The organism is Citreimonas sp. (genome assembly GCF_042096055.1).
GTDB lineage: Bacteria > Pseudomonadota > Alphaproteobacteria > Rhodobacterales > Rhodobacteraceae > Citreimonas.
In genome coordinates, this window is the sequence record NZ_JBELMH010000047.1 from 1 (window position 1) to 3,194 (window position 3,194).

4 protein-coding genes are annotated in these 3,194 nt (G+C 68.8%); 1 reads left to right on the plus strand and 3 read right to left on the minus strand.

Annotated features, from left to right (window positions below):
* Positions 1-1,356: thiamine pyrophosphate-dependent enzyme (locus tag ACFDTC_RS11430; RefSeq protein WP_375259006.1), on the plus strand; the 1,356-nt coding region annotated here is incomplete at its 5' end.
* Between the two features lie 16 nt (positions 1,357-1,372).
* On the opposite strand, the gene ACFDTC_RS11435 is transcribed toward ACFDTC_RS11430, so the two are convergent.
* From ACFDTC_RS11435 to ACFDTC_RS11445, 3 genes are all read right to left on the minus strand, one after another.
* On the minus strand, positions 1,373-1,693 hold the full coding sequence (locus ACFDTC_RS11435; RefSeq protein WP_375259007.1) for a cupin domain-containing protein: 321 nt from the start codon (positions 1,691-1,693) through the stop codon (positions 1,373-1,375).
* Between the two features lie 66 nt (positions 1,694-1,759).
* On the minus strand, positions 1,760-2,734 hold the full coding sequence (locus tag ACFDTC_RS11440; RefSeq protein ID WP_375259008.1) for a biotin-dependent carboxyltransferase family protein: 975 nt from the start codon (positions 2,732-2,734) through the stop codon (positions 1,760-1,762).
* The coding region (locus tag ACFDTC_RS11445; RefSeq protein ID WP_375259009.1) for an allophanate hydrolase subunit 1 at positions 2,724-3,194 on the minus strand (471 nt) is incomplete at its 5' end. The genes ACFDTC_RS11440 and ACFDTC_RS11445, both read right to left, overlap by 11 nt.

Here is a 3,194-nt window from a genome sequence, read left to right on the forward strand (position 1 = left end):
GTCGGGCAGGTCGGGCGCGATACGATGGACCGCGAAAGCTTTCAGGAGATCGACTACCGCCAGATGTTCGCGCCCGTCGCCAAATGGGCCGCGCAGATCGACGACGCGGCGCGTGTGCCGGAATACATGGCGCGGGCCTTCCGCGTCGCCACCTCGGGCCGGCCGGGGCCGGTCGTGCTGGCCCTGCCCGAGGACATGCTGACCGACACCGCAACGGTGCCCGACGCACAGCCATACGCGCCGACGCAGGCCGCGCTGTCCGAGGCGCAGGCGGATTCCGTGCTGGACGCGCTGAAGGACGCGCAGAGACCGATGATCCTGGCCGGCGGGCCGGGCTGGACCGATGCCGGCGCCGCCGCCCTGCGGCAATTCGCCGAGGCAAGCGACATCCCCGTCGCCACCTCGTTCCGGCGGCAGGACGTGATTGACAACCGATCGGACGTGTATGTCGGCGATTTCGGCACCGGCGTCGCGCCGAGCCTGGTGAAGCGGATCGCAGAGGCCGACGCGCTGCTGGTGCTCGGCGCGCGTCTGGGCGAAATCACCACCAGGACCTACACGAACCTGACGGTGCCGACGCCGGCGCAGAAGCTCATCCACATCCATTGCGACGCGGACGAGATCGGCCGCGTCTACAGCCCCGCCCTCGGGATCGCCGCGGATGCGGGCCAGGCGGTGACGGTTCTGGCCGGCCGGACCGCCGCGACCGGTGCCGACGCGTCCTGGCGGCGCGCCCTGCGCGACGAGTATCTCGCTGATAGCGAACCGCCCGAGCACGACTTCCCGCTCGACATGGGACAGGCGATGGCGGACGTGCGTGACATCCTGCCCGCCGACTGCGTCGTCACGCTGGATGCCGGCAACCATACCGGGTGGGCGCAGCGCTTCCTGCGCTTCGGACGGCCGGGGCGGCAGATCGGATCGACATGCGGGTCGATGGGGTACGCCGTGCCCGCAGCGGTCACGGCGTCCTTGCAGAACCCCGCGCGGCAGGCCATCGCCTTCGTCGGCGACGGCGGCTTCATGATGAGCGGCGCCGAGCTTGCCACCGCGGTGCAGCACGGTGGGCGGCCGATCGTCCTGCTGTTCAACAACCGCACCTACGGCACGATCCGCATGCACCAGGAGCGCGAGCATCCCCGCCGCGTGGTCGGCACCGACATCGTGAACCCCGATTTCGGCTTGCTCGCCAAGGGCTACGGCGCGGCCTACGCGCAGGTTACCGAGACCGCGGCGTTCCGGCCCGCGCTCGAAGCCGCCTTTGCCCATGATGGCCCGACGGTGATCGAACTGGTGACCGATCCCGAACGCATCTCGACCCGCACCACCGTCACCAAGCTGCGCGACAAGGGCTGAGCCGCGGCGCCGCACGCTACGCGCCGGCGTCGTCCAGGAACTCGATCTCGAGGAAGGCGAACTCGAAGTCGTTGGGGTTCAGCACGTCGTGCCGGACCCCCTTCTGCCGGAAATACGGCACGCCCTTGCGCAGGTCGGCGAATTTCGTCGTGCCGCCCGGCTCGTGCAGTTCGAGCTGCCCGTCCAGCAGCGGCACGACCACGTAGTCGTATTCATGCACGTGCCAGCCCGTGTTGTCGCCCTTCTTCGGGAAACGCCATTCGGTCACGCGGGTGCGCGCGTTCTCGATCATCGGGCTGCCCGTGGCCGAGCCGCCGGCCTCTTCGTCACTGCACATGTCGTCTTCCTTGATGTCGGCGCGGCGTGAGGCGGCCGCACGAACGCGCCCGCCCGTGCGCCTGCCTCAGCCGATCTCGTCGCGGATCGCCGCCAGAACCGTGTTGCGCTCTTTCCGGGCGGCGAGCGCCTCGTCCATGTCGACCTTGACGAACTGCGTCGGCGTATTGGGCTGCAGCTGCCCGATCAGGTCCATGTCGGCGGAGATGATCGTGCCCAGCATGAAGTATCCGCCGCCCGACACCGCGTCGCGGTGCAGGACGATGGGTTCCTGACCGCTGGGCACCTGGATCGAGCCGTAGGGATAGCACGCATCGGTGATGTTCGACGGGTCCGAGCCGGCGCTGAACGGCTGCTCGCGCGGCACGAAATCCAGCGGGCGCCCGCCCTGGAAGCGGTAGCCCATGCGGTCGGCCTCGTTCGCGACCTTCCAGGTATCCTCGAAGAAGGTGCGCTGCGCCTCTTCGGTGATCCGGTGCCAGTAGAGCCCCGGCAGCACCCGCAGCCTGGCCGATGCGCCCGGCAGGCGGCGATTCCCTTCGGACACCGACGCGCCCGGGCGGGCCTTGCCCGAGGCCTTGCCCAGCGGCAGTTCGTCGCCCGGCTGCACCGCGCGTCCATCCACGCCGCCCAGCGCGCCGATCGGGTAGGTCGACCGGCTGCCCAGATACGGCTGCGTGTCGATGCCGCCCGAGATGGCGATATAGGCGCGCGCGCCGGCCTTGAGGAAGTCGAAGGACAGCACCTGGCCCTTCTTCACCGCCAGCGCGGTCCAGGTCGGCTGCTCCTCGCCGTCGATCTTCGGCGGCAGCTCGGCGCCGCAGACGGCGACGGTCGCGTCCTCGGTGAATTCCAGCTCGGGTCCGACGAACACTGCCTCGAGCCCGGCGGCGGTTTCGGGGTTGCCGACCAGCAGGTTCGCGGCCCGCAGGGCAAGCCGGTCCATCGCGCCGCCGATCGGGATGCCCAGATGGTAATACCCCGGGCGGCCGAGATCCTGGATCGTCGTCATGATCCCGGAGGTGATGACGTTAATCGGCATAGAGGGCCTCCATCAGCTTGGCGTTGGTGCCGTCCATGTCCGCGTTGAAATCGTCGAGCGAGAAGACCACGTTCTTCATCCGGGGTTCGAACCGGCCGGCCTGGACGTCGGCGCTGATCGCGTCGTATTCGGCCCGGTCGATGGGGCGCCATTTCACGATGTCGCCGGGGCGGAAGAACACCATGAAGTCCTTTAGGTACGGCGCTTCCTGCTTGGGGTCGAAGATCGTCATCGGCGTGATGCCGAACATCTGGTAGCCGCCCGCGCCGCGCACCGAGTAGATGCACGAGAACGAGCCGCCGTAGCCCACGGTCTGCTTCGGCGTGTCGGTGCGGGGACGGACGTATTTCGGCACCTGGATCTGCCGCGACCGGTCGACCATCTGGTAGAGGAACGGCAGCCCTGACACGAAGCCCACCATCGACACGAACCACGGCGCGCCGTGATGCGCCTTGATGAA